The organism is Streptomyces sp. NPDC107538, assembly GCF_055657445.1.
In genome coordinates this window covers 659,412-679,813 of record NZ_JBVKAY010000001.1, presented here as the reverse complement: position 1 = coordinate 679,813, position 20,402 = coordinate 659,412, and the positions used below count along the sequence as shown (strand labels likewise).

The window sequence follows — 20,402 nt, the reverse complement described above, 5'->3', positions numbered from 1 at the left end:
ACCGCGAGCACCGCTCGACGCCCTTCCGGGAGCCGGTAGGCGCGGTTCCGCCGAACGCCTTCCCTCCTGTCCGACCAGTCGGTACGTTCGGGAGGGCCGGGCGGCCGCCGCCGTCCCGGTGACGGCGGCGGACCACGGAGGGTTCATGTCTCAGTCCCAGGTGCGGGGTCACTGCGAGGCGCGGTTCGAGGCCGTGCGCGACGCGTTCGAGGAGAACTTCGGCGCGCGTGACGAGCTGGGCGCCGCGGTCACCGTGACGGTGGGCGGGGAGACCGTGGTGGACCTGTGGGGCGGCTGGGCCGACGCGGCGCGGACCCGCCCCTGGGAGCGGGACACCGTGGTCAATGTGTGGTCGACGACCAAGGGGGCGACCGCGCTCTGCGCGCACCTCCTCGTCGACCGGGGCCTGCTCGACCTGGACGCCCCGGTGGCCGTGTACTGGCCGGAGTTCGCGGCGGCCGGCAAGGAGGGTGTGCTCGTCCGGCATCTGCTGTCGCACCGGTCGGGGCTCGCCGGGCCGCGCGAGCCGCTCTCCTTCGAACAGCTCCTGGACTGGGAGCTGACCGTCAAGCGGCTCGCGGCGCAGGAGCCCTGGTGGGAGCCGGGCACCGGCTCCGGGTACCACGCGATGACGTTCGGTTTCCTCGTCGGTGAGGTGGTCCGGCGGGTGTCGGGGCTGCTGCCCGGCGCGTTCCTGGCGCGCGAGGTCGCCGGGCCGCTCGGCATCGACTTCACCATCGGGCTGCCGGAGGCGGAGGCGGGACGGGTGGCCGAGCTGGTGCATCCGCCGGCCGCGTCCACCAGTGAACAGGCCGCGATCTTCGCCCAGTTGACGCCCACCGCGCTGTCCGCCCTCGCCAACCCGCCGGTCGGGGCCGCCGAGGCCAACAGCCCCGCATGGCGGGCCGCCGAGGTGCCGGCCGCCAACGGCCACGGCACCGCCCGCGCGGTCGCCGCGCTGTACGGGATCCTCGCGCTGCGCGGTACCTGGGGCGGGCGGGAGGTGCTGTCGCCGGAGGCGGCCGAGCGGGTCCGCGAGGGTCAGGGCGCCTGCCGCGACCTGGTGCTCGGCGCCGGGTTCGGCCGGGACACCGAGATCGGGCTCGGCCTGTGGCTGAGCGGCCCGCACGGTTCGTACGGGCCGAACCCCAGGGCCTTCGGCCATGACGGCTACGGCGGCTCCTGCGGCCTCGCCGACCCGGAGGCGGGCGTCTCCCTCGGCTACGTCATGAACCGGATGGGCCCGCACATCGCCGACGACCCGCGCAAGACGGCGCTGATCGAGGCGTTGTACAGCGTGCTGTGAGCGAGTGCACTCTCAGTCGACTCCCGCACCGGATCCGGTGTCAGTATCAGCCCCAGAGCGAACAGCGGTTCTTCGACATCCGAGTGAAGCGAACAGCGGTCCATCGATGCCGATTTCTCGACCTCGTCTGGAGCTGACACACGCATGCGCAGACAGCACCGTCCTCTGATCCTCGGCGCCGCCGTCACGGTCGGCGTGCTCACCGCCACGGTCATCCCGTCGGCCGCCGCCCCCTCGGCCGACCGGTCGACACCGAAGCCCACCGTCGTCCTGGTGCACGGCGCGTTCGCGGACGCCTCGGGCTGGTCCGGGGTCGTCTCCCGGCTGGAGAAGGCGGGCTATCCCGTCGTCGCCCCGGCCAACCCGCTGCGGGGTCTGCAGGCGGACGCCGGGTACATCTCCGCGCTCCTCGGCACGATCGACGGTCCGAAGATCGTCGTCGGGCACTCGTACGGCGGTGCCGTCATCACCGAGGCCGCCGCGTCCGTGCCCGATGTGAAGGCGCTGGTGTACGTGGCGGCCTTCATGCCCGACAAGGGCGAGCTGCTCAGCGAGCTGGCGGGACGCTTCCCGGGTTCCGAGCTGCTCCCGGCGCTGGAGGGGCTGCCGGACGGGGCCGGACACACCGACGTGGCGATCAAGCCCGACAAGTTCCACGACGTGTTCGCCGGTGATCTGCCGCGTTCCCGGACCTCGGTGCTGGCGGTGTCCCAACGCCCGGTCAGTCTCGCGGCGTTCGAGTCCACGGCGCAGGTTGCGGCGTGGCGCACGATCCCTTCGTGGTTCATGGTCGCCAAGAAGGACAAGACGATCTCGCCCGCGCTGGAGCGGTTCCAGGCGGAGCGGGCGGGCTCGCGCACCGTCGAGGTCAACTCCTCGCACGTGGTGATGATGTCCCACCCGGACAAGGTGACCGCGCTGATCAAGTCGGCGGCGAAGTCGACCGGTTGACGTGCGCCGCCGGGTCCGGGCCCGCCCTCCCCGGGCCCGGTGGCCGCGTCCCCGTGGGTCCGCCTGCCGGTCAGCCCTTACGGGTGGCCACCACCATCCGGCAGCGCGGGCTGCCGTCGGGCCGCCGCCCGAACTCGGGCAGGGCGAACAACTCCACCTGGAAGCCGGTGTGTTCCAGCTCCTGCCGTACGACGCCGAGGCGGAACGGCCGGTAGTACATGACGAACGGCGGCCGCCACACCGCGTTGCGCACCCGCATGGCCGTGTCGAAGCCCAGCGCCGCCCAGTACCAGGGGGAGTTGGGCGGGGCGGGCGCCGGCAGCGGGAACGCGAAGCGTCCGCCGGGCCGCAGCGCGGAGTGCACCTCGGAGAACAGGCCCGGCAACTGCTCCGGCAGGAAGTGCCCGAACGCGCCGAAGCTGACCACCAGGTCGAAGGCGGAGGCGAAGGGCAGGGCGAGGGCGTCGCCGCGCACCCAGGACACACGGGGGTCACCGGGGACGACCGGGCCCGCGTCCGCGAAGTCGGCGCCACGGGCACCCTCCGAGCCGGCGGAACGGGCGGCGCCGGAGCCCAGCCGCTCCCGGCCCACCGCGAGCATCCCGGCACTGATGTCGACGCCGGTGACGCTCTCCCGGCAGACCTCGCGCAGCACCTCCATCCCGGCCCCGGTACCGCAGCACAGGTCGAGGCCGTGCGTGAACGGGCCCATCGACGACAGCGCCGCCTCGACCGCCTCCAGGACGGAGTCCGGCGTACGGAACGGCGTCTGGTCGAACTTGGGCGCGAGCAGGTCGTAGCCGCGTTCGACGGACGAGAGCGCCTGAACGGCGAGTTCGCGGAGGCTGGGGCCTTGCGGGGTGAACATCCGGTCAGCTTAGGCCCTGGCTCGGGGCAGCGGCGGGGGTGGACCCTCGCCTATCGTCCGAGGCATGACTTCGTTCCGTCCTGCCCCGACCTGGCTGGCCGACGCCGTCTTCTACCAGATCTATCCGCAGTCCTTCGCCGACTCCGACGGGGACGGCATCGGGGACTTCGCGGGGATCGCCGAACATCTCGACCATCTGTCCTGGCTGGGCGTCGACACCGTCTGGCTGAACCCGTGCTTCGTCTCGCCGTTCCGTGACGCCGGGTACGACGTCGCCGACTATCTGAGCGTCGCCCCGCGCTACGGCTCCAACGACGACCTGGCGAAGCTCGTCGAGGAGGCGGGCCGCCGGGGCATCAGGATCCTGCTGGACCTGGTCGCCGGGCACACGTCCGTCGACCATCCGTGGTTCCGGGCCTCCGCCGACGACCCGGACGACCACCGCTACATCTGGACCACAGAGGGCCGGCCCGAGGGGTTCGTGCCCTCCCCCGGAACCCGCCCGGGGTCGTATCTCCCGAACTTCTTCGACTCGCAGCCCGCCCTCAACTTCGGCTACGCGCGCGGGAATCCGGCCGAACCGTGGCGGCTGCCGGTCGACGCCGACGGCCCGCGCGCCAACCGCCACGCCCTGCGCACGGTCATGGACCACTGGCTGGGCCTCGGGCTGTCCGGCTTCCGCGTCGACATGGCCGCGTCGCTCGTCAAGGACGACCCGGGCAAGGCCGAGACCGCCCGGGTCTGGACGGAACTGCGGCACTGGCTGGACGCCGCCCACCCGGACGCCGTGCTGCTCGCCGAGTGGGGTGAGCCGGAGGTGTCGATCCCGGCCGGGTTCCACGCCGACTTCTTCCTCCACTTCGGCGGCCCCACCGACGGCCTCGCCCTGCGCTCGCTGTGGAACAACGGCGGGGGCACGGTCCACGAGAACTGGGACCCCCTCGACTGCTTCTTCGACGCGAGCGGCGCCGGTTCACCGCGGCCGTTCGTCGAGGCCTGGCAGCGGGCGACGACAGCCGTCGACGGTACGGGCTTCGTCTCCCTGCCCACCGCCAACCACGACTTCTCCCGCCTCAACTGCGGCCCCCGCACGGCCGATCAGCTCCCCGCCGCCTTCGCCTTCCAGCTGACCTGGCCGACGCTCCCGGCGATCTACTACGGCGACGAGATCGGTATGCGGTACGTCCCGGGCCTGCCCGACAAGGAGGGCAGTGTCCTCGGCCCCCGCTACAACCGGGCGGGCTCCCGCACCCCCATGCAGTGGGACGACACCCCGAACGCGGGGTTCTCCACCGCTCCCGCCGACCGCCTCTACCTCCCCGTGGACCCCTCCCCCGACCGCCCGTCCGTCGCCGCCCAGCGCGCCGACGACACCTCGCTCCTCCACCTCGTCCACCGCCTGATCGCCCTGCGCAGGCACACCCCCGAACTGGGCCCCGGCGGCTCGGTGGAGGTGCTGCACGCGGGACATCCGTTCGTGTACGTACGGGGCGGGCGCTACCTAGTGGTGGTCAACCCCCAGCGCAGCGAGGTGAGTTGGCCGTACGAAGGGGCCGTCCGGAGCGTGCTGGAGGGGCGGGGCGTGGAGATCGCGGACTGCACGGTCACCGCGCAAGGCTTCGGGTACGGGATCTTCGAGCTGGGCGGCGGCGGGTAGTCGTCGGGGGTGGATGCCCGCAACCCCGTTCCGGGCATCCACCCCCGTGCCACAGGTCGCTGGCCGCTGGCCGCTACGGCGCAGGTGTGCCCGCCACGTTCGGCTCCTCGCCGTACGCGGTGAGGAAGCGGTCGCGGAAGGAGTCCATGCGCCAGACCGGGGCGTCGTCGCCGGGCCGCAGTCCGTCGGACCAGCCCCAGTCGTCGATCCGGTCGAGCACTTTGGGGTCGTGGGCGACGATGGTGACGGGTACGTCATGGCCGGCGCCGTTGCCGCTGACGCTCGCCATGGGCTGGTGGTCGCCGAGGAAGACCAGCACGGTGTTTTCGTCGCCGTACTTCTCCACGTACTGCAGGAGGCTGTGCACGGAGTACTGGACGGACTTGCCGTACTCCTCCTTGACCTTGACGGGGTCGGTGAACACGTCCGCCGGGTCCTTGCCCGCCTTCTCGATGTCCTTGTAGACCGACCCGTCGCCGACCTTGTCCCAGTCGATCATCTTCGGCAGCGGCGCCCACGGCTGGTGGCTGGAGGTCAGGATGATCTCCGACATCAGCGGCTTGTCGCCCTTCTCGGCGGCCTTCTTGGATGCCTCCAGACGTTCGAACGCGGTGAGGGCGTACTGGTCGGGCATGGTCGACCAGCTGAACTTCGGTCCCTGGTAGCCGACATCGCGGGAGTCGTAGACCTTGTCGAAGCCGTAGAAGTCGCCCTCCGGCCAGTTGTACTGGACGCCGGGCACGACCCCGACCGTGCGCCAGGCGTCCGTCTTGGCGAAGGCGCCGGGCAGGGTGAGGCGTTCGCCGGCGGTGACCGTGCGGTAGCGGCTCTGGTTGTCGATCCACAGGCCCGTCAGGAACGTGGAGTGGCCGAGCCAGCTGCTGCCGCCGTACGTCGCCGAGGTCAGCCAGCCGCTCTTCGCCGCGAAGCCGGCCTTGGTCAGCGCCTCGCCCTCCTCGTCGAGCGCGGCGTCCACGCCGGGCTCGATGGCCGGGTCCTCCAGGGCGGCGCGGCCGTAGCTCTCGATGAAGGCGATCATGACGTCCTTGCCGCGCAGCCCGGTCAGCAGCTGATCGGCGGGCACATCGGCGAACTTGTCCTTCTTGGCCTCCTTGGCGAACGCGGCCTCGTCCCGCAGGGTCTCCTGGACCCGGCCCCAGCGCTCCTGCACGAACCCGATGGTGTTCCGGGAGGCGAACGCGGTGTCCTCCAGTGGCGTCAGGCCGAGCGCCGCGCAGGTGATCCACACGGTGCCGGCGACGATCGTGCCCTTGGTCGCCCGGTCCCGGTGGCGGACCAGCAGGTTCACCAACCGCAGCACCGCCAGGGTCATGACGGCGAACAGCAGCAGCACCAGGACCACCAGGCCGAGCACGGCGACCCGGGCGCCCGTGGCGCCGAGAGTGTCCTTGACGTACGACTCGGCGTCGTCGAGCAGTCCCCAGTCGAGGACCACGTTGAAGCCGCGGCCGAGGAACTGGTTGAAGCCAAGGTCCAGCGCCTTCACGACCACCAGGGCGGCCAGACCCACGCCGATGACGACCGCCGCGATCAGCCGTGGGCGGCGGGGCAGCGCCATCAGCAGGGCGGCGGCGAGGATCGGCTCCACGGGCAGCCGCAGGAACTGCCGGACCACGAAGTACTCGGGCTGACCGGGCATCAGCAGCGCGAAGAGGACCAGGGCGAGGGCCAGCGCGGTGATCCCCCACGACACGCTCCGCGCGGCGACCGGGTACTTCTGCCGGACGGCCGTCCGGTACCGCTGCCATCGCCGGACCGGAGTGGCCGTCTCCTCCGTCTCCTCCGTCGGCTCCTTGCTCGTCTCGTCCGTGTCGGGTGGTGGGCTGGAGCGCGTGAAGAGCGACACGCGACGTTCCTTCCGTGCGAAGACCGCTGGCGGTGCCCCCTTCTGTACGGGGGGTCCGCGACATCAGTTCAAAGACCACGGGTAAGCCGTCAGTAAGGAACTCCCCAACGGCCGACGGCCGATGGTGGTACAGTGGCCTTGGCACGTGTGTATCGCCCGCTTCCGGGCGCCGGTGCCGCTCTCTCTGGGATCCCTCGGATCCCAAGATCTCTTCCGCTGAACCGCCCGTCGCCTCCGACCGGCTGTCAGCTTCCCCCACCACCCGCGACGCAACGGACCGCCTCTCCCACGCGACGGCCGTGCACGGCTTCGCCGTACCCCGGGTGTGTGCCTCCCCTCCCCTTCCCTCGCGTTTCCCACATGTCCTCGAAAGGACCCCCACTCATGACCACCACCACACTCGAACGCACTTCCACAGATCGGCAGCCTCCGGCCCGGGTCACCGGTGTCCTGGAGATCGCGCAGGGCGGGCAGGGACACCTGCGCGTCGAGCGCGGCCTGCCCGCCCCGTCCGACCCGCAGGTCCCCGCCGCGCTGATCCGCCGGTACGGCCTGCGCAAGGGCGACACGATCGAGGGCGTCCGCGACGGCCGACGCGCCCTCACCGAGGTCGAACGGATCAACGGCCGCACGCCCCAAGAGCTGCGTGACCGCCCGCACTTCCACGACCTCACCCCGCTGCACCCGCGTGAGCGGCTGCGCCTCGAACACCCGGCGAGCGGTCTGACGGGCCGTCTGGTCGACCTCCTGGCCCCCGTCGGCAAGGGGCAGCGCGGGCTGATCGTGGCCCCGCCCAAGACCGGCAAGACGGTCCTGCTCCAGCAGGTGGCCGCCGCGGTCGCCGCCAACCACCCCGAGGCCCGCCTCATGGTGGTGCTGCTCGACGAACGGCCCGAGGAGGTCACCGACATGCGCCGCTCCGTGCGGGGCGAGGTGTACGCGTCGACGTTCGACCGGTCGCCCAAGCAGCACATCGCGCTCGCCGAACTCGTCGTGGAGCGCGCCAAGCGGCTCGTCGAGCAGGGCGAGGACGTCGTGATCCTGCTGGACTCCCTGACCCGGCTGTGCCGGGCCCACAACAACGCGGCCGCCTCCGGTGGCCGCACCCTCAGCGGCGGGGTCGACGCCGCAGCGCTGCAAGGCCCCAAGCGGTTCTTCGGCGCCGCCCGGCTGACCGAGGAGGCGGGCTCGCTCACCATCCTGGCCACCGCACTGGTGGAGACCGGGTCCCGGGCCGACGACTACTTCTTCGAGGAGCTGAAGAGCACCGGCAACATGGAACTCCGGCTGGACCGCGGCCTCGCCGACAGGCGCGTCTTCCCCGCCGTCGACATCACCCCGTCCGGCACCCGCCGCGAGGAACTCCTGCTGACACCGGGCGAGTTGACGGCCGTACGAGGGCTGCGGCGGGCCCTGCGGTCGCGTGACGGGCAGGCGAACCTGGAGACCCTCCTGGAGCGGCTGCGCGCCACCCCGGACAACGCCGCCTTCCTGCGGCAGGTGCAGCCCACGCTGCCGGCGGCGTGACGCCGGGCGGCACGCCATGAGGCATCCGGGTGCTCGATCCGCCCGCCCGGCCCTGGCACCCTGGTCCAGGGCGTGACCGTTCCTACGTTGACGGTATGACCATCGGATTCTCATCCCGCGTGCCTCGTCTTGCCCGGGTCGCCGTCTGCTGCTCCGCCGTCTGCGCGCTCGGGGCGCTGGCCGTCGCGACGAACCCGGAAGCCACCGGCCCCCGGATCGCGGCGGGCCCGCAGGACGCCAAGGGCGTACGGCAGTCGTCGTCGCTGTACCGGCCGGGGACGCAGGTACGGCCACGGACCGGGGCGCCCCGGGTGCCGCAGGACGTCTCGGCGGTGTCCTGGCTGGTGGCCGACGCCGACAGCGGGGCGGTGCTCGCCGCGCACGACTCCCATCGCAAGCTGCCGCCGGCGAGCACCCTGAAGACCCTGTTCGCGCTCACCGTGCTGCCGGGCCTCCCGGCGGGCCTGAGACACACCGTGAAGGGCGAGGAACTGGCCGGGATCGGCGCCGGGAGCAGCCTGGTCGGCGTCCAGGAGGACCGCACCTACAGCGTCGCCGACCTGTGGCGCGGGGTCTTCCTCAGTTCGGGCAACGACGCCGTACGTGTGCTGGCCGCCCTCAACGGCGGCTGGAAGGCCACCACCGAGCAGATGCAGGTCAAGGCCCGCGCCCTGGGCGCCCGGGACACCCATGTGGTCTCGCCCGACGGTTACGACGCGCCCGGCCAGGTGTCGTCCGCGTACGACCTGGCGGTGTTCGGGCGGGCCGGGCTGCGCAACGCGGAGTTCGCCGCGTACTGCGCCACGGCCACCGCGAAGTTCCCGGCGGGCGACTGGTCGTACGGCATCCAGAACACCAACCGGCTGCTCACCGGCGCCGGGGTCGAGCGCTACCCGGGGCTGATCGGGGTCAAGAACGGCTACACCAGCAAGGCGGGCAACACCCTGATCGCCGCCGCGAAGCGGGGCGGGCGCACCCTCGTCGTGACGGTGCTGCGGCCCTCGGGCGGCGGCCACGCCGTGTACGAGGAGGCGCGCTCCCTGCTCGACTGGGGTTTCCGGGCCGCCGGGCAGGTGGACGCGGTGGGTTCGCTGCTGCCGCCGCGCCCGGCGGCGGGCCCTCAGGCGGCCCCCGGGTCGCTGCCGGTCGGTGCGGAGACGGCCGAAGTCACCGCCCCCGGCTGGCCGGTGGCGGGCGCGATCGCGGGCGCCGCCGGGTTCGGCGCGGCGGCCGTGGCGCTGACGCTGCGGTTCAGGAACGGCCGGCTCACCCGCGGCTGACCGACCGGCAGCCACAGCAGCAGGCCGAGTGTGATCCACACATAGGTGTTGCTGCCGACGAAGCCGCCGATGCCGGACGCGTCGTCGAACCACAGCCAGACGACGCTGCTGCACAGCAGGACGTACAGCGCCGCCGCGAGCGGCAGCAGTCGGCGGTGCCGGAGCAGGACGGCGAAGGACGGCAGTAGCCAGACCAGATGGTGCACCCAGGTGATCGGGCTGACCAGACACGCGGTCAGCCCGGTGAGGGCGAACGCCACCGCCCAGTCCTCGGCCCGCACCGCCGTACGGACCCGCCACACCCAGACGCACAGCACGGCCAGGACGAGCAACGCCCAGACGGCGCGGCTCGGTTCATGCGGTGCCACGAGTCGGGCGAGGACGCCTTGCAGTGACTGGTTGGAGACGTAGTCGAGGCGGCCGATGCGGCTGGTGTCCCACAGCGCCTCGGTCCAGTAGAAGCGGGAGGCGGCCGGGGCGATCCAGGCCGCCACTGCGGTGGCGGCCACCGCGACGGCCGTCGCGAGCCCGGCGGCCCGCCAACGGCGGGCGAGCAGCAGCATCCCGATGAAGATCGCGGGCGTCAGTTTGATCGCCGCCGCGAGGCCGATGCCCACCCCCGCCCAGCGGCCCCGTCCGGTGGCCAGCAGCCGGGCGTCGGCGAGCACCAGGGCCAGCAGCAGCAGGTTCACCTGGCCGAAGCTGAAGGTGTCCCGCAGCGGTTCGAACAGGGCGAGCGCGCAGAGGGCGAGACAGACCCCGAACCAGCCGTGGCGGCGCAGCAGCGGTCCGGCCAGGACGTGCAGGACGGCCGCGAGTGCCGCCAGGTTGAGCGCCAGGCAGAGCACGATGGCGGTGCGCATCCCGACCAGTGCCATCGGCAGCATGGAGACGGCCGCGAACGGCGGGTAGGTGAAGCCGTAGGTCGTGCCGGGGACCAGATAGTCGTAGATACGGCCGTCGTGATGGACCCAGGTGTCGATCGTGCCGTGGTAGACGCGCAGGTCGAACCAGTCGCGCAGCAGCGGGACGGTCGCCGTGAACACGGTGACGGCGACGGCCAGGGCGAGGACGAGAAGGACACGGGCGCGGTCGGTGCGCGGCCGGAACCACCTCGGACGCGGTTCGCTCATGCCGTCCTCTCCAGAACCGGCGCCCGGGAGGCCTGTTCGGCCTGCCACAGCACGACCACCGCGAGCACGCCCCCGCACACCGCGAGGACGATCTGCTCGGTGTCCGCCGGGTAGCCGCTCGGCAGGACGGCCAGCGCGAGCACCCCGCTGGCGGCGGCGACCCGGTGCTGTACGGAGGTGTTCCGGGCGGCGGCGGCGATGAGGAACAGGCCCCACAGGGCGTACCAGGGGCGGATCGCGGGGCCCAGCGCGGCCACGACGGCCAGGCTGAGGCCGAGCGCGTACACCGGGCCGGGTCTCAGCCGGAGCCATATGTACAGGACGACGGCGCCGGTCAGCAGGAGTCCGGCCGCGCGCCAGGCAGGGAGGGCGAGGGGGGCCAGGTCGCTGCCGAGGTCGTGCAGGAGCGTGCCGGTGGCGCGGCCGAGGACGCTGGTGGGCGACCAGTTCTGCGGGGAGACGGGGGTGCGCAGGGCCGCGATCCAGCCGTATCCCGTGCCGGTCAGGGCGGTGACGGCGGCCGTGGTGGCCGCCGCGACGGCCAGGACGGCCGCGGTCGTGCGGATCCATCCGGTACGGCCGCGCATCACGACCACCGCCAGCAGGCCCAGCGCGGCCGGTGCCTTGACCAGGGCGGCGAGGGTGACCAGGACGACGCCGAGGAGGTACCGGCGGCCCCGGGCGAGCACCAGCCCGACGCCCAGCAGGCCCAGCATCATCGCGTCGTTGTGGGCCCCGGCCACCAGGTGCAGCAGCACCAGCGGGTTGAGGGCGCCGAGCCAGAGGGCGACGGCCGGGTCGGCTCCGGTGTGCCGGGCGAGCCGGGGCAGCGCCACGGCCATCAGGGCCACGCCGAGCAGCGCGATCAGCCGCATTCCGATGAGCCCCGCCGGTATCCGGCCCTCCGTCAGACCGGACAGCCCGGAGGCCATGGCGAGGAAGACCGGGCCGTACGGGGTTGCCGTGTGCCGCCACATCGGGGCGACCTCGTCGGCGAGCGGGCCGCCGAGCCGGGCGGGGCCGTGCAGGTAGACGTCCATGTGCGCGTCGACCATGGCGCCCTGGGCGAGGTAGCTGTAGACGTCCCGGCTGAACAGCGGGGGCGCGAGCAGCAGCGGTGCCGCCCAGACGGCCAGCACCAGGAGCAGGGCGCGGGGCGTCGGGGGCTCCGGGCCGCGTATCACCTTCCCCAGCAGCGCCCAGGCGGCTATCAGCAGGACGACGCCGAAGTAGACACCGACCAGACCCAGCGCACCGCGCCCCGAGGTCGGCGACAGCAGTTCCCGGACCGGCAGGGCACCGGCGGTTTCACCTCCCAGGGCGAGAAAAGCGGATCCGGCCAGGCCGAGCGCCTGGCAGCGGCGTAGGTCGACGGGGAAAGCGATGGCCAACACTCGGGCAGCGTGTCAACGCCGGGTGGCGGGAAGGCGACGTACCGCCCTCCGCGCGGGTACCAGGACGTGACCATGAGCGAACCCCGCTGTCCGATCGGGGCGGCGGGGTCACGTGGGGTCCCCGGAGGTCAGGCGAGGGGTGCGCCGTTGCCCGCAAGGACCTCGGGCCGGAGCAGTTCGCGGAGGCGTTCGGCGGGCAACAGGCCCTTCTCCTGGACGAGTTCGGCGACGCCCCGGCCGGTGGCGAGGGCTTCCTTGGCGATGTCGGTGGCCGCCCTGTAGCCGATGTGCGGGTTGAGGGCGGTGACGAGGCCGATGGAGTTCTCCACGCTCGCGCGCAGCGCCTCGGTGTTGGCGGTGATGCCGTCCACGCAGCGCTCGGCCAGCGTCAGACAGGCGGCGCGCAGATGGGTGATCGACTCCGACAGGGAGTGCAGGATGATCGGCTCGAAGGCGTTGAGCTGGAGCTGTCCGGCCTCGGCGGCCATGGTGATGGTGACGTCGTTGCCGATGACCTCGAAGGCGACCTGGTTGACGACCTCGGGGATCACCGGGTTCACCTTGCCCGGCATGATCGAGGAACCCGCCTGCACCGGCGGCAGGTTGATCTCGTTCAGGCCCGCGCGGGGGCCGGAGGAGAGGAGCCGCAGGTCGTTGCAGCTCTTGGACAGCTTGACGGCGATCCGCTTGAGGACGCCGGACATCTGCACGAACGCGCCGCAGTCCTGGGTCGCCTCGACCAGGTTGGCCGCCGTCACCAGCGGCAGCCCGGTGATCTCCGCGAGGTGGCGGCGGGCCGACTCGGCGTATCCGGCGGGGGCGTTGAGGCCGGTGCCGATGGCGGTGGCGCCGAGGTTGATCTCGTGGATCAGCTCCACGGCCTCGTCGAGGCGGCTGCGGTCCTCGTCGATCATGACGGCGTACGCGGAGAACTCCTGGCCGAGCGTCATGGGGACGGCGTCCTGGAGCTGGGTGCGGCCCATCTTGAGCACCTCGCGGAACTCGACGGCCTTGCGGGCGAAGGAGTCCTGCAGCACGGCCATCGCCTTGAGCAGTCCGTGCACGGCGAAGACCGTGGCGATCTTCACGGCGGTCGGGTAGACGTCGTTGGTGGACTGGCCGAGGTTGACGTCCTCGTTGGGGTGCAGGTGCTCGTACTGGCCCTTGGCGTGGCCCAGCAGCTCCAACGCCCGGTTCGCGATCACCTCGTTGGCGTTCATGTTGGTGGAGGTGCCGGCGCCGCCCTGGATCACGTCGACCACGAAGTGGTCGTGCAGTTTACCGTCGCGGATCTCCCGGCAGGCCTCGATGATCGCGGCGGCCTTCTCCGGGGCGAGCAGGCCCAGCTCCTCGTTGGCGCGGGCGGCGGCCTCCTTGACGGCGGCCAGCGCGTCGATGAGGTGGGGGTACGCGGAGATCGGGGTGCCGGTGATGGGGAAGTTCTCCGTGGCGCGCAGGGTGTGGACGCCCCAGTACGCGTCGGCGGGGACGTCGCGGTCTCCGAGCAGATCGTGTTCACTGCGGGTGCCTGCGGCAGTCATGGTGGGGTGGGCCTTTCGTGGTGATGTGCGGGACGGGTTGTGGCGGGCCGGGTGGGTGCGTTGTCGGGTGCGGGTGCGTGGGGCTTCTCGCGCAGTTCCCCGCGCCCCTGAAAGACCAGGCCCTGCGGGCCTGAAAGACCACGGCCCTGCGGGCCTGAAACGACAACCGGGCTGCGGGCCTGAACAGGCAACGGGGCTGCGGGCTTGAACAGGCAACGGGGCTGCGGGTTGAAAAGCACGGGGCGCAGCCCCTGCTTTTCAGGGGCGCGGGGAACTGCGCGAGGAGCTCCACCGGGCCCGCAGCCGACGACGCACCCGACCGTCAGGGCAGACGCGGCATCGGGTCCAGCGCCCGCACCGCGCTGACCCGACCGACCTCCCGCCCACCCCCGAGCAACACCTCACCCGAGAACGCGGCGAGAGCCTCGGGCTCGACCCCCGCCCGCACAAGCGCCGCCGCAGCGACCGGCACCCGCGCCCGGTTCGCCCCGTCGGCGATCTTCACGGCGACGGCCCGCCCGTCGGGGAGCGCGGCGACCTGGACGCCCTCGAAGCCGTCCTTGGTGAGCAGCCCCGGCACGGCCCGCATCAGCTCGGCGACATCGCGCCCCGCGCCGGAGGCCATCTCGGCGTGGTCGCGCATCGCGTCGGCGACCGTCCGCTCGGGCGTGCCCTCGGCGGCGTTGGTGATCCGGGCGAGGGCGCGGGCCAGGCCGTGCAGGGAGACGGAGAAGAGGGGGGCGCCGCAGCCGTCGACGGTCACCCGGGCGATGCCCTGCCCGGTGAGGTCCTCGACGATCTCGGCGATGGCCTGCTGCAGGGGGTGGGCCGGGTCGAGATAGTCGTCCAGGGACCAGCCGTTGAGCTTGCAGGTGTAGAGCATGGCCGCGTGCTTGCCGGAGCAGTTCTGCGCGAGACGGGAGGGCTGCCTCCCCTCGCGTATCCAGGTGTCCCGGACGGCAGGGTCGTACGGCAGGTCCGTGACGTTGCGCAGGTCGTCCTCGCCGGCCCCGGCCAGTTCCAGGATCCGCCGGGCTCCGGCGAGGTGGCGTTCCTCGCCGGAGTGGCTGGCCGCGGCCAGGGACAGCAGTTCGCCGTCCAGCGGCAGTCCGGCGCGCAGCATCGCCACGGCCTGGACCGGCTTGAGCGCCGACCGGGGGTAGAACGCCGCCTCGATGTCGCCGAGTTGGAGTTCCACCTCCCCGTCGGCCCCCAGCACCACGACGGAGCCGTAGTGGATGCCCTCGATGACACCTCCGCGTACGAGGTGGGCGACGGGGGCGTGCAGCGGTTCCCGGATCGCGGGGGCCGCGGCCACCGGAGGCGCTGGGATCGCCGCGGCGCCGGTGGTCGTGGGGTCGTACATCACTGCCTGCATCACTTCTTCACTCCGGCCGGCTGCTGGGCGACCCGGCGGCGTACGCCGAACCAGCCGAGCACCAGCGCCAGCACGACCAGGGGGAGGCACAGCACCGTGGTGCGGCCGACGCCGCCGTCCAGGTACATCAGGACCAGGACCGAGGCCAGGAAGAACAGGGTGACCAGCTCGGTCCACGGGGAGCCGGGCAGCCGGTAGCCGGGGCGGGTCAGTTCGCCCCGCTCGGTCTTCTGCCAGAACAGCAGATGGCAGATCATGATCATGCCCCAGGTGGCGATGATGCCGATGGCGGCGAAGTTGAGCACGATCTCGAACGCCGAGGCGGGGACCACGAAGTTGAGGCCGACGCCGAGGACGCAGATGCCGCTGGTGAGCAGGATGCCGCCGTAGGGGACCTGGCTGCGGCTCATCACTCCGGTGAACTTCGGGGCGGAGCCGGCCATCGCCATCGAGCGCAGGATGCGGCCGGTGGAGTACAGGCCCGAGTTGAGCGAGGACATCGCCGCGGTCAGCACGACCAGGTTCATGATGCCGCCGGCCGCCGGGACACCGATGTTGGAGAGCACGGTGACGAAGGGGCTCTCGCCCGCCTTGTACGAGGACCAGGGCAGCAGCATCGACAGCAGGATCACGGAGCCGACGTAGAACAGGCCCACGCGCCACATGATCGAGTTGATCGCCTTCGGCATGATCTTCTCGGGGTTCTCGGTCTCACCGGCGGCGACGCCGACCAGTTCGACGGAGGCGTAGGCGAAGACGACGCCCTGGATGATGAGCAGCATCGGCAGCATGCCGTTGGGGAAGAGGCCGCCGTTGTCGGTGATGAGGGACAGGCCGGGGGTGTGGCCGTCGACCGGCTGCTGGGTGACGAGCAGCCAGATGCCGATGCACATGAACAGGACGAGCGCGCCGACCTTGATGATCGCGAACCAGAACTCCAGTTCGCCGAACATCTTCACCGAGATCAGGTTCACGGAGAGCACGACGGCGAGCGCGACCAGCGCGATCACCCACTGCGGGACGTCGGAGAACATGCCCCAGTAGTGGGTGTAGACGGCGACCGCGGTGATGTCGGCGATTCCGGTGGTGGCCCAGTTCAGGAAGTACATCCAGCCGGCCGTGTACGCGCCCTTCTCCCCCATGAACTCCCGGGCGTAGGACACGAAGGCGCCGGACGAGGGCCGGTAGAGGACCAGTTCGCCGAGGGCGCGGACGACGAGGAAGGCGAAGACGCCGCAGACCGCGTACGCGATGAACAGGGACGGGCCGGCGTCGACGAGACGGCCGCCGGCGCCGAGGAAGAGGCCGGTGCCGATCGCGCCGCCGATGGCGATCATGTTGACGTGGCGGGACTTCAGGGACTTGCTGTAGCCGGCGTCTCCGGCGTCGACGTGGGCCGCTTTCTCGCCGGGTACGACGTCTTTTTCGAGGGACTGCTCGCTCACGCCTCGGGTCCGCCTTCCGTGGTGCTGTCCGTGCGCGGGGAACGCACGATGTCGGTGAGGGTGGTCTCGACGCGGTCGAGGTGGTGGGCCATGGCCTCCACCGCGTCGTTCGCGGAACCGTCGATCAGCGCCTCGACGATGGCCCGGTGCTCGCGGTTGGACTGCTCGCGCCGGCCGCCCAGTTCGTTGAGGAAGGCCGACTGGCGGGCCAGCGCGTCCCGGATCTCCTCGATCACCCGGCGGAACACCGGGTTCTGGGCGGCCTCGGCCACCGCCAGGTGGAAGAGCGTGTCCATCGCGACCCAGGCGGTGGTGTCGGTCTCCCGCTCCATCCGGTCCAGGAGATGGGCCAGATGGTCAAGGTTCTCCGGGGTGCGGCGCACCGCCGCGTACCCGGCGACCGGGATCTCCACATGGCGGCGCACTTCCAGCAGGTCGCTGGCCGTGAAGTCGCCGAAGGTGGGGTCCTCGACGGCGTTCGCGATCACGAAGGTGCCCTTGCCGGTACGGGACTGGGTCAGGCCCATCACCTGGAGCGCGCGCAGCGCCTCACGGAGCACCGGACGGCTCACTTCGAGCTGACGGCACAGCTCCGCCTCGGAGGGGAGCTTGTCCCCGATGGCGTACTTGCCGCGTTCGATGGCGTCGCGGAGGTGGGTGAGCACCGCTTCCATGGCGCTGACGCGCCGGGGTGCCGAGCCACCTGTCTGGCTGTCTGACAGGTTCACGGGGGTGATCCTGCGGGTGACGGGCGGGGGCTGTCAAGAGGCCCCCTGAGGGATCTACGGGATCTACGGGATGGTCAGCTGAGGCCACCCGCGCCGAGCAGCCCGAACAGCAGCACCCCGACGACGATCCGATAGGAGATGAACACGTTGAAGGAGTGCCTGGTCACGAACTTCAGCAGCCAGGCGACGGAGGCGTACGCGACCACGAACGAGACGGTGGTTCCGGCGATGAGCGGGGCCGCGCCCACGCCCGCGCCGAGGGCGTCCTTGAGTTCGTAGAGCCCGGCGCCGGTCAGGGCCGGGATGCCGAGGAAGAACGAGAGCCGGGTGGCGGCGACCCGGTCGAGGTCGAGCAGCAGCGCGGTGGACATGGTGGCGCCGGAGCGGGAGAACCCGGGGAACAACAGAGCGAGGATCTGCGAACCGCCGACGAGTATCGCGTCCCGGAACCCGGTGTCCGCTTCCGCGCGCCTGCGTCGGCCGACCTGTTCCGCGACCCACATCACACCGCTGCCGACGATGAGCGAACCGGCCACCACCCACAGCGAGGCGAGCGGTCCCTCGATGAGCGAGCGGGCGGCCAGCCCCACGACGACGATCGGGATCGTCGCGGCGATCACCCACCACGCGAACCGGTAGTCGCGCTCCTGCCGCCGCCCCGCGTCGAACAGGCCCCGGAACCAGGCGGACCCGATCCGCGCGATGTCGCCGCGGAAGTACACGAGCACCGCGGCGATGGCGCCCACCTGGATGACCGCCGAGAACCCGACGACGGCCTTGTCCTCGACCTGGATCCCCATGAGACCCTCGGTGATCTTCAGATGCCCGGTGGAGGAGACGGGCAGGAACTCGGTCACCCCCTCCACCGCTCCGAGGACGACTGCCTGACCGACGCTGATGGTGCTCATGGGGTCCAGTTCTGTGCTCTGCGAGGTCTGCGAGGGCGGTGGAGCAGTGGTACTACAGCCGGGTAAGGCCGCTCTCAGGACCAGAGGGCCCGCGCCACCGCCAGGCCCACGTAGACCGCGCCCAGCCCCGCCGTCACGCTCGCGACGGCGTTGACGGTGGCGTGGAAGCGGGCGCCGCTTTGAGCCAGCCGCAGCGTCTCGTAGGAGAACGTCGAGTACGTGGTCAGGGCCCCGCAGAGGCCGGTGCCGAGGAGAAGGTGCAGGTGGGAGGAGGCCGCGCCGGCTGTCACGGCGCCGGTGAGGAGGCCGAGGACGAAGGACCCGGTGACGTTGACGGCGAAGGTGCCCCAGGGGAAGGCCGTGTCGTGGCGGGACTGCACCGCGCGGTCGGCGAGGTAGCGCAGGGGTGCGCCGGCCATTCCGCCGAGGATGACGAGAACCCAGTTCACGACGACCTCTTACCTTTCTCACGTGTTGGGGTGGGGCCGGCGCTCAGCACGCGGTGGGCCGCTGTCGCCGCGAGCCAGACCGCCGTGAGGGCGGCGAGGAGGGTCGCGGCGAGGTAGGTGAGCGCGGTGGCGGGGCGGCCCTCCTCGATCAGGCGCTGGATGTCGACGGCGTAGGTCGAGAAGGTGGTGAAGCCGCCGAGGACGCCGGTGCCGAAGAAGGGGCGGACGAGACGGTGGACCGTCCACACCTCCGTGATCGCGACCATGAAGAAGCCGATCACGAAGCAGCCGACGACGTTCACCCCGAACGTGGTCCAGGGGAAGCCGGTCGCGCCGGTGGGCCACAGCAGCGCGGCGGCGTAGCGGGCCACCGCCCCGCTCGCACCGCCGACGGCAACGACCACGACGACCGGTGCCTGACCGTGCCAGGGGGCGGGGCGGGGCGGATCCGCGACGGGCGCGTCCGGAAATTCTCCGGGGAGCGGCAGATCTTCAGGCCCATCGGGGGACTTTCCGGGGAGCGGCAGGCCTTCGGGCCCGTCAGGGTGCGGGGCTGGCATGGGCGTACGACTCCTACTCGCCGGGGCCCGGGTGTCCGGGCGTGCTCCGTCGCAAGCAGGGACCGTTGTCGGCACCGATGCCGCGGTTCGGGTACGGCGGGCCCCACCACCGCGCCGCGAGCGGGTCGCGGCCGGTCAACAGGGTAGCGCGGGCATTGTGTGCGCCCCACTCGGCTGTACGGCGCGTGATCCGGCGGGGCACCACGTCGCAGCCGGACGGCGCGTGAACCGGCGCGGCCGGACCCGCCCACGCGAGGCAGCCGTGGGGCCGGAGCCGCTGCCAGCCCCTGCCATGGCGGGGCACCACGTCCGGCCGGGGGCGGCCCCGGCTCACGGCACGCCACGCCGGGGCCCCGCCTCGCCTCAACCCACCTCTCCCGCAGCGCGCACCGCGATCCCCCGCTCAGCCCCTCTTCTCCGGCAGCGCGCACACCGCGATCACCCGCTCCCACAGGCTGCCCAGGATCAGTCGACCCTCGGTCACGCAGGCGCTGGTGACCATGCGGAAGCGGGAGTGGCGGTCGATGAGGGTGTGGGCGATGTGTCCCTGGTCGTCGACGGCGACGACACCGGCGAAGCCGAGGGGGCGGAAGGGGGCCCGTACGGCCACCCGGCTCGCGGCGCTCCGTACGGCCGGGCTCGCGCGGTGCAGGCGGTCGAGGGCGCCGATGCGTGGGCCCGCCAGTGCCACCCACATCAGGCCGTTCTCGGGGTCGCGCCACATGTTGTCGGGGGTGCCCGGCAGGTCCTCGACGAAGGGCTCGCTCGTGCCGGCATCGGGTCCCTTGAGGTGGACGCGGGTCAGCCGGCGCGGGCCGGTCTCCGCGAGCACGAGGTACGACTCGTCGGCGGAGGGGGCGAGGCCGTTGGCGAACTGGAGCCCCTCCAGGACGACTTCGGGCGTCCTCTCCCCCGGTGCGAGCCGCAACAGCCGCCCGGTGCCGGTGTGTTCGACGATGTCGCCGATCCACTGGTGGAGGGGGTAGCGGCGGCTGGAGACGGTGAAGTAGACCGTGCCGTCGGAGAGGGCCACGACATTGCTGCAGAACCGCAGCCGCTCACCGCCCACCTCGTCGGCGAGCACCCGCACGGTCCCGTCGCCGGTCGTGACCCGCAGCAGCCCCCGCTCGGCGTCGCACACCAACAGGTCGCCGTCCGGGAGGAGTTCGAGGCCCAGCGGCCTGCCGCCGGTGTCGGCGAGCGTCTCGACCCGGGCCCGCCGCCCCGGCTCCGCGAGTCCGTGCACCCGCAGGACGCGGCCGTCCTCGACGCCGGTCAGCACCCGCCCGTGCCCGTCGGCGACCACATCCTCGGGCCCGCGCCCGCCGATCCCGACGTACGCCTCCGGTACGAGTCCGGCACCCCGTGAGTCCGTGTTGCCCGCCATGTCCGCCTCCCGGTGGTCCGCCC

Annotated in this window: 16 protein-coding genes and 1 pseudogene; 5 read left to right on the top strand and 12 right to left on the bottom strand. The window is 72.0% G+C overall.

Features of this window, described 5'->3' with window-relative positions; all coding sequences use genetic code 11:
* The first annotated feature begins 145 nt into the window (after positions 1 to 145).
* Positions 146 to 1,306, top strand: coding sequence for a serine hydrolase domain-containing protein (locus ACZ7MG_RS02925; RefSeq protein WP_471395693.1), 1,161 nt, complete (start codon positions 146 to 148; stop codon positions 1,304 to 1,306).
* A 144-nt stretch (positions 1,307 to 1,450) separates the two neighbouring features.
* Positions 1,451 to 2,257 carry an alpha/beta fold hydrolase gene (locus ACZ7MG_RS02920; protein WP_471395692.1) on the top strand — a complete coding sequence of 269 codons (807 nt, stop codon included), beginning with the start codon at positions 1,451 to 1,453 and terminating at the stop codon, positions 2,255 to 2,257.
* A gap of 70 nt (positions 2,258 to 2,327) precedes the next feature.
* On the opposite strand, the gene ACZ7MG_RS02915 is transcribed toward ACZ7MG_RS02920, so the two are convergent.
* On the bottom strand, positions 2,328 to 3,125 hold the full coding sequence (locus ACZ7MG_RS02915; protein ID WP_471395691.1) for a class I SAM-dependent methyltransferase: 798 nt from the start codon (positions 3,123 to 3,125) through the stop codon (positions 2,328 to 2,330).
* A gap of 64 nt (positions 3,126 to 3,189) precedes the next feature.
* Between ACZ7MG_RS02915 and ACZ7MG_RS02910 the strand changes: the two genes are divergently transcribed.
* Positions 3,190 to 4,782, top strand: coding sequence for an alpha-amylase family glycosyl hydrolase (locus ACZ7MG_RS02910; RefSeq protein WP_471395690.1), 1,593 nt, complete (start codon positions 3,190 to 3,192; stop codon positions 4,780 to 4,782).
* Between the two features lie 73 nt (positions 4,783 to 4,855).
* On the opposite strand, the gene ACZ7MG_RS02905 is transcribed toward ACZ7MG_RS02910, so the two are convergent.
* Entirely contained in the window at positions 4,856 to 6,649 is a 1,794-nt protein-coding gene (locus ACZ7MG_RS02905) for an alkaline phosphatase family protein (RefSeq protein WP_471395689.1), read from the bottom strand.
* A gap of 384 nt (positions 6,650 to 7,033) precedes the next feature.
* On the opposite strand from ACZ7MG_RS02905, the gene rho reads away from it, so the two are divergent.
* Positions 7,034 to 8,176: a transcription termination factor Rho gene (gene rho, locus ACZ7MG_RS02900; RefSeq protein ID WP_471395688.1), complete on the top strand. Its 1,143-nt coding sequence runs from the start codon at positions 7,034 to 7,036 to the stop codon at positions 8,174 to 8,176.
* 95 nt (positions 8,177 to 8,271) lie between these two features.
* Entirely contained in the window at positions 8,272 to 9,456 is a 1,185-nt protein-coding gene (locus ACZ7MG_RS02895) for a D-alanyl-D-alanine carboxypeptidase family protein (protein WP_471395687.1), read from the top strand.
* A gap of 275 nt (positions 9,457 to 9,731) precedes the next feature.
* On the opposite strand, the pseudogene ACZ7MG_RS02890 reads toward ACZ7MG_RS02895, so the two are convergent.
* The 10 genes and pseudogenes from ACZ7MG_RS02890 to ACZ7MG_RS02845 all read right to left on the bottom strand — a co-directional run.
* Positions 9,732 to 10,319: pseudogene (locus tag ACZ7MG_RS02890) on the bottom strand (glycosyltransferase 87 family protein); the annotation flags it as partial.
* Positions 10,320 to 10,585: 266 nt separating this feature from the next.
* A complete protein-coding gene (gene mptB / locus ACZ7MG_RS02885) occupies positions 10,586 to 11,974 on the bottom strand; it encodes a polyprenol phosphomannose-dependent alpha 1,6 mannosyltransferase MptB (RefSeq protein ID WP_471395742.1) in 1,389 nt (462 codons plus the stop codon).
* A 137-nt stretch (positions 11,975 to 12,111) separates the two neighbouring features.
* Positions 12,112 to 13,524 carry an aspartate ammonia-lyase gene (gene aspA / locus ACZ7MG_RS02880; RefSeq protein ID WP_471395686.1) on the bottom strand — a complete coding sequence of 471 codons (1,413 nt, stop codon included), beginning with the start codon at positions 13,522 to 13,524 and terminating at the stop codon, positions 12,112 to 12,114.
* A gap of 322 nt (positions 13,525 to 13,846) precedes the next feature.
* Positions 13,847 to 14,890: an asparaginase gene (locus ACZ7MG_RS02875; protein ID WP_471395741.1), complete on the bottom strand. Its 1,044-nt coding sequence runs from the start codon at positions 14,888 to 14,890 to the stop codon at positions 13,847 to 13,849.
* A gap of 11 nt (positions 14,891 to 14,901) precedes the next feature.
* Positions 14,902 to 16,347, bottom strand: a complete 1,446-nt coding sequence (locus tag ACZ7MG_RS02870; protein ID WP_471395685.1) for an amino acid permease — start codon at positions 16,345 to 16,347, stop codon at positions 14,902 to 14,904.
* Positions 16,344 to 17,075 carry a FadR/GntR family transcriptional regulator gene (locus ACZ7MG_RS02865; RefSeq protein ID WP_471395684.1) on the bottom strand — a complete coding sequence of 244 codons (732 nt, stop codon included), beginning with the start codon at positions 17,073 to 17,075 and terminating at the stop codon, positions 16,344 to 16,346. The genes ACZ7MG_RS02870 and ACZ7MG_RS02865 overlap by 4 nt, the downstream gene beginning before the upstream one ends.
* Positions 17,076 to 17,149: 74 nt before the next feature.
* Positions 17,150 to 17,983: an undecaprenyl-diphosphate phosphatase gene (locus ACZ7MG_RS02860; RefSeq protein WP_471395683.1), complete on the bottom strand. Its 834-nt coding sequence runs from the start codon at positions 17,981 to 17,983 to the stop codon at positions 17,150 to 17,152.
* A gap of 74 nt (positions 17,984 to 18,057) precedes the next feature.
* A complete protein-coding gene (gene crcB / locus ACZ7MG_RS02855; RefSeq protein WP_471395682.1) occupies positions 18,058 to 18,432 on the bottom strand; it encodes a fluoride efflux transporter CrcB in 375 nt (124 codons plus the stop codon).
* Positions 18,429 to 18,992, bottom strand: a complete 564-nt coding sequence (gene crcB / locus ACZ7MG_RS02850; protein WP_471395681.1) for a fluoride efflux transporter CrcB — start codon at positions 18,990 to 18,992, stop codon at positions 18,429 to 18,431. Before crcB (ACZ7MG_RS02850) ends, crcB (ACZ7MG_RS02855) begins: the two co-directional genes overlap by 4 nt.
* A gap of 403 nt (positions 18,993 to 19,395) precedes the next feature.
* Positions 19,396 to 20,379, bottom strand: coding sequence for an SMP-30/gluconolactonase/LRE family protein (locus ACZ7MG_RS02845; RefSeq protein WP_471395680.1), 984 nt, complete (start codon positions 20,377 to 20,379; stop codon positions 19,396 to 19,398).
* Between the last annotated feature and the right edge of the window lie 23 nt (positions 20,380 to 20,402).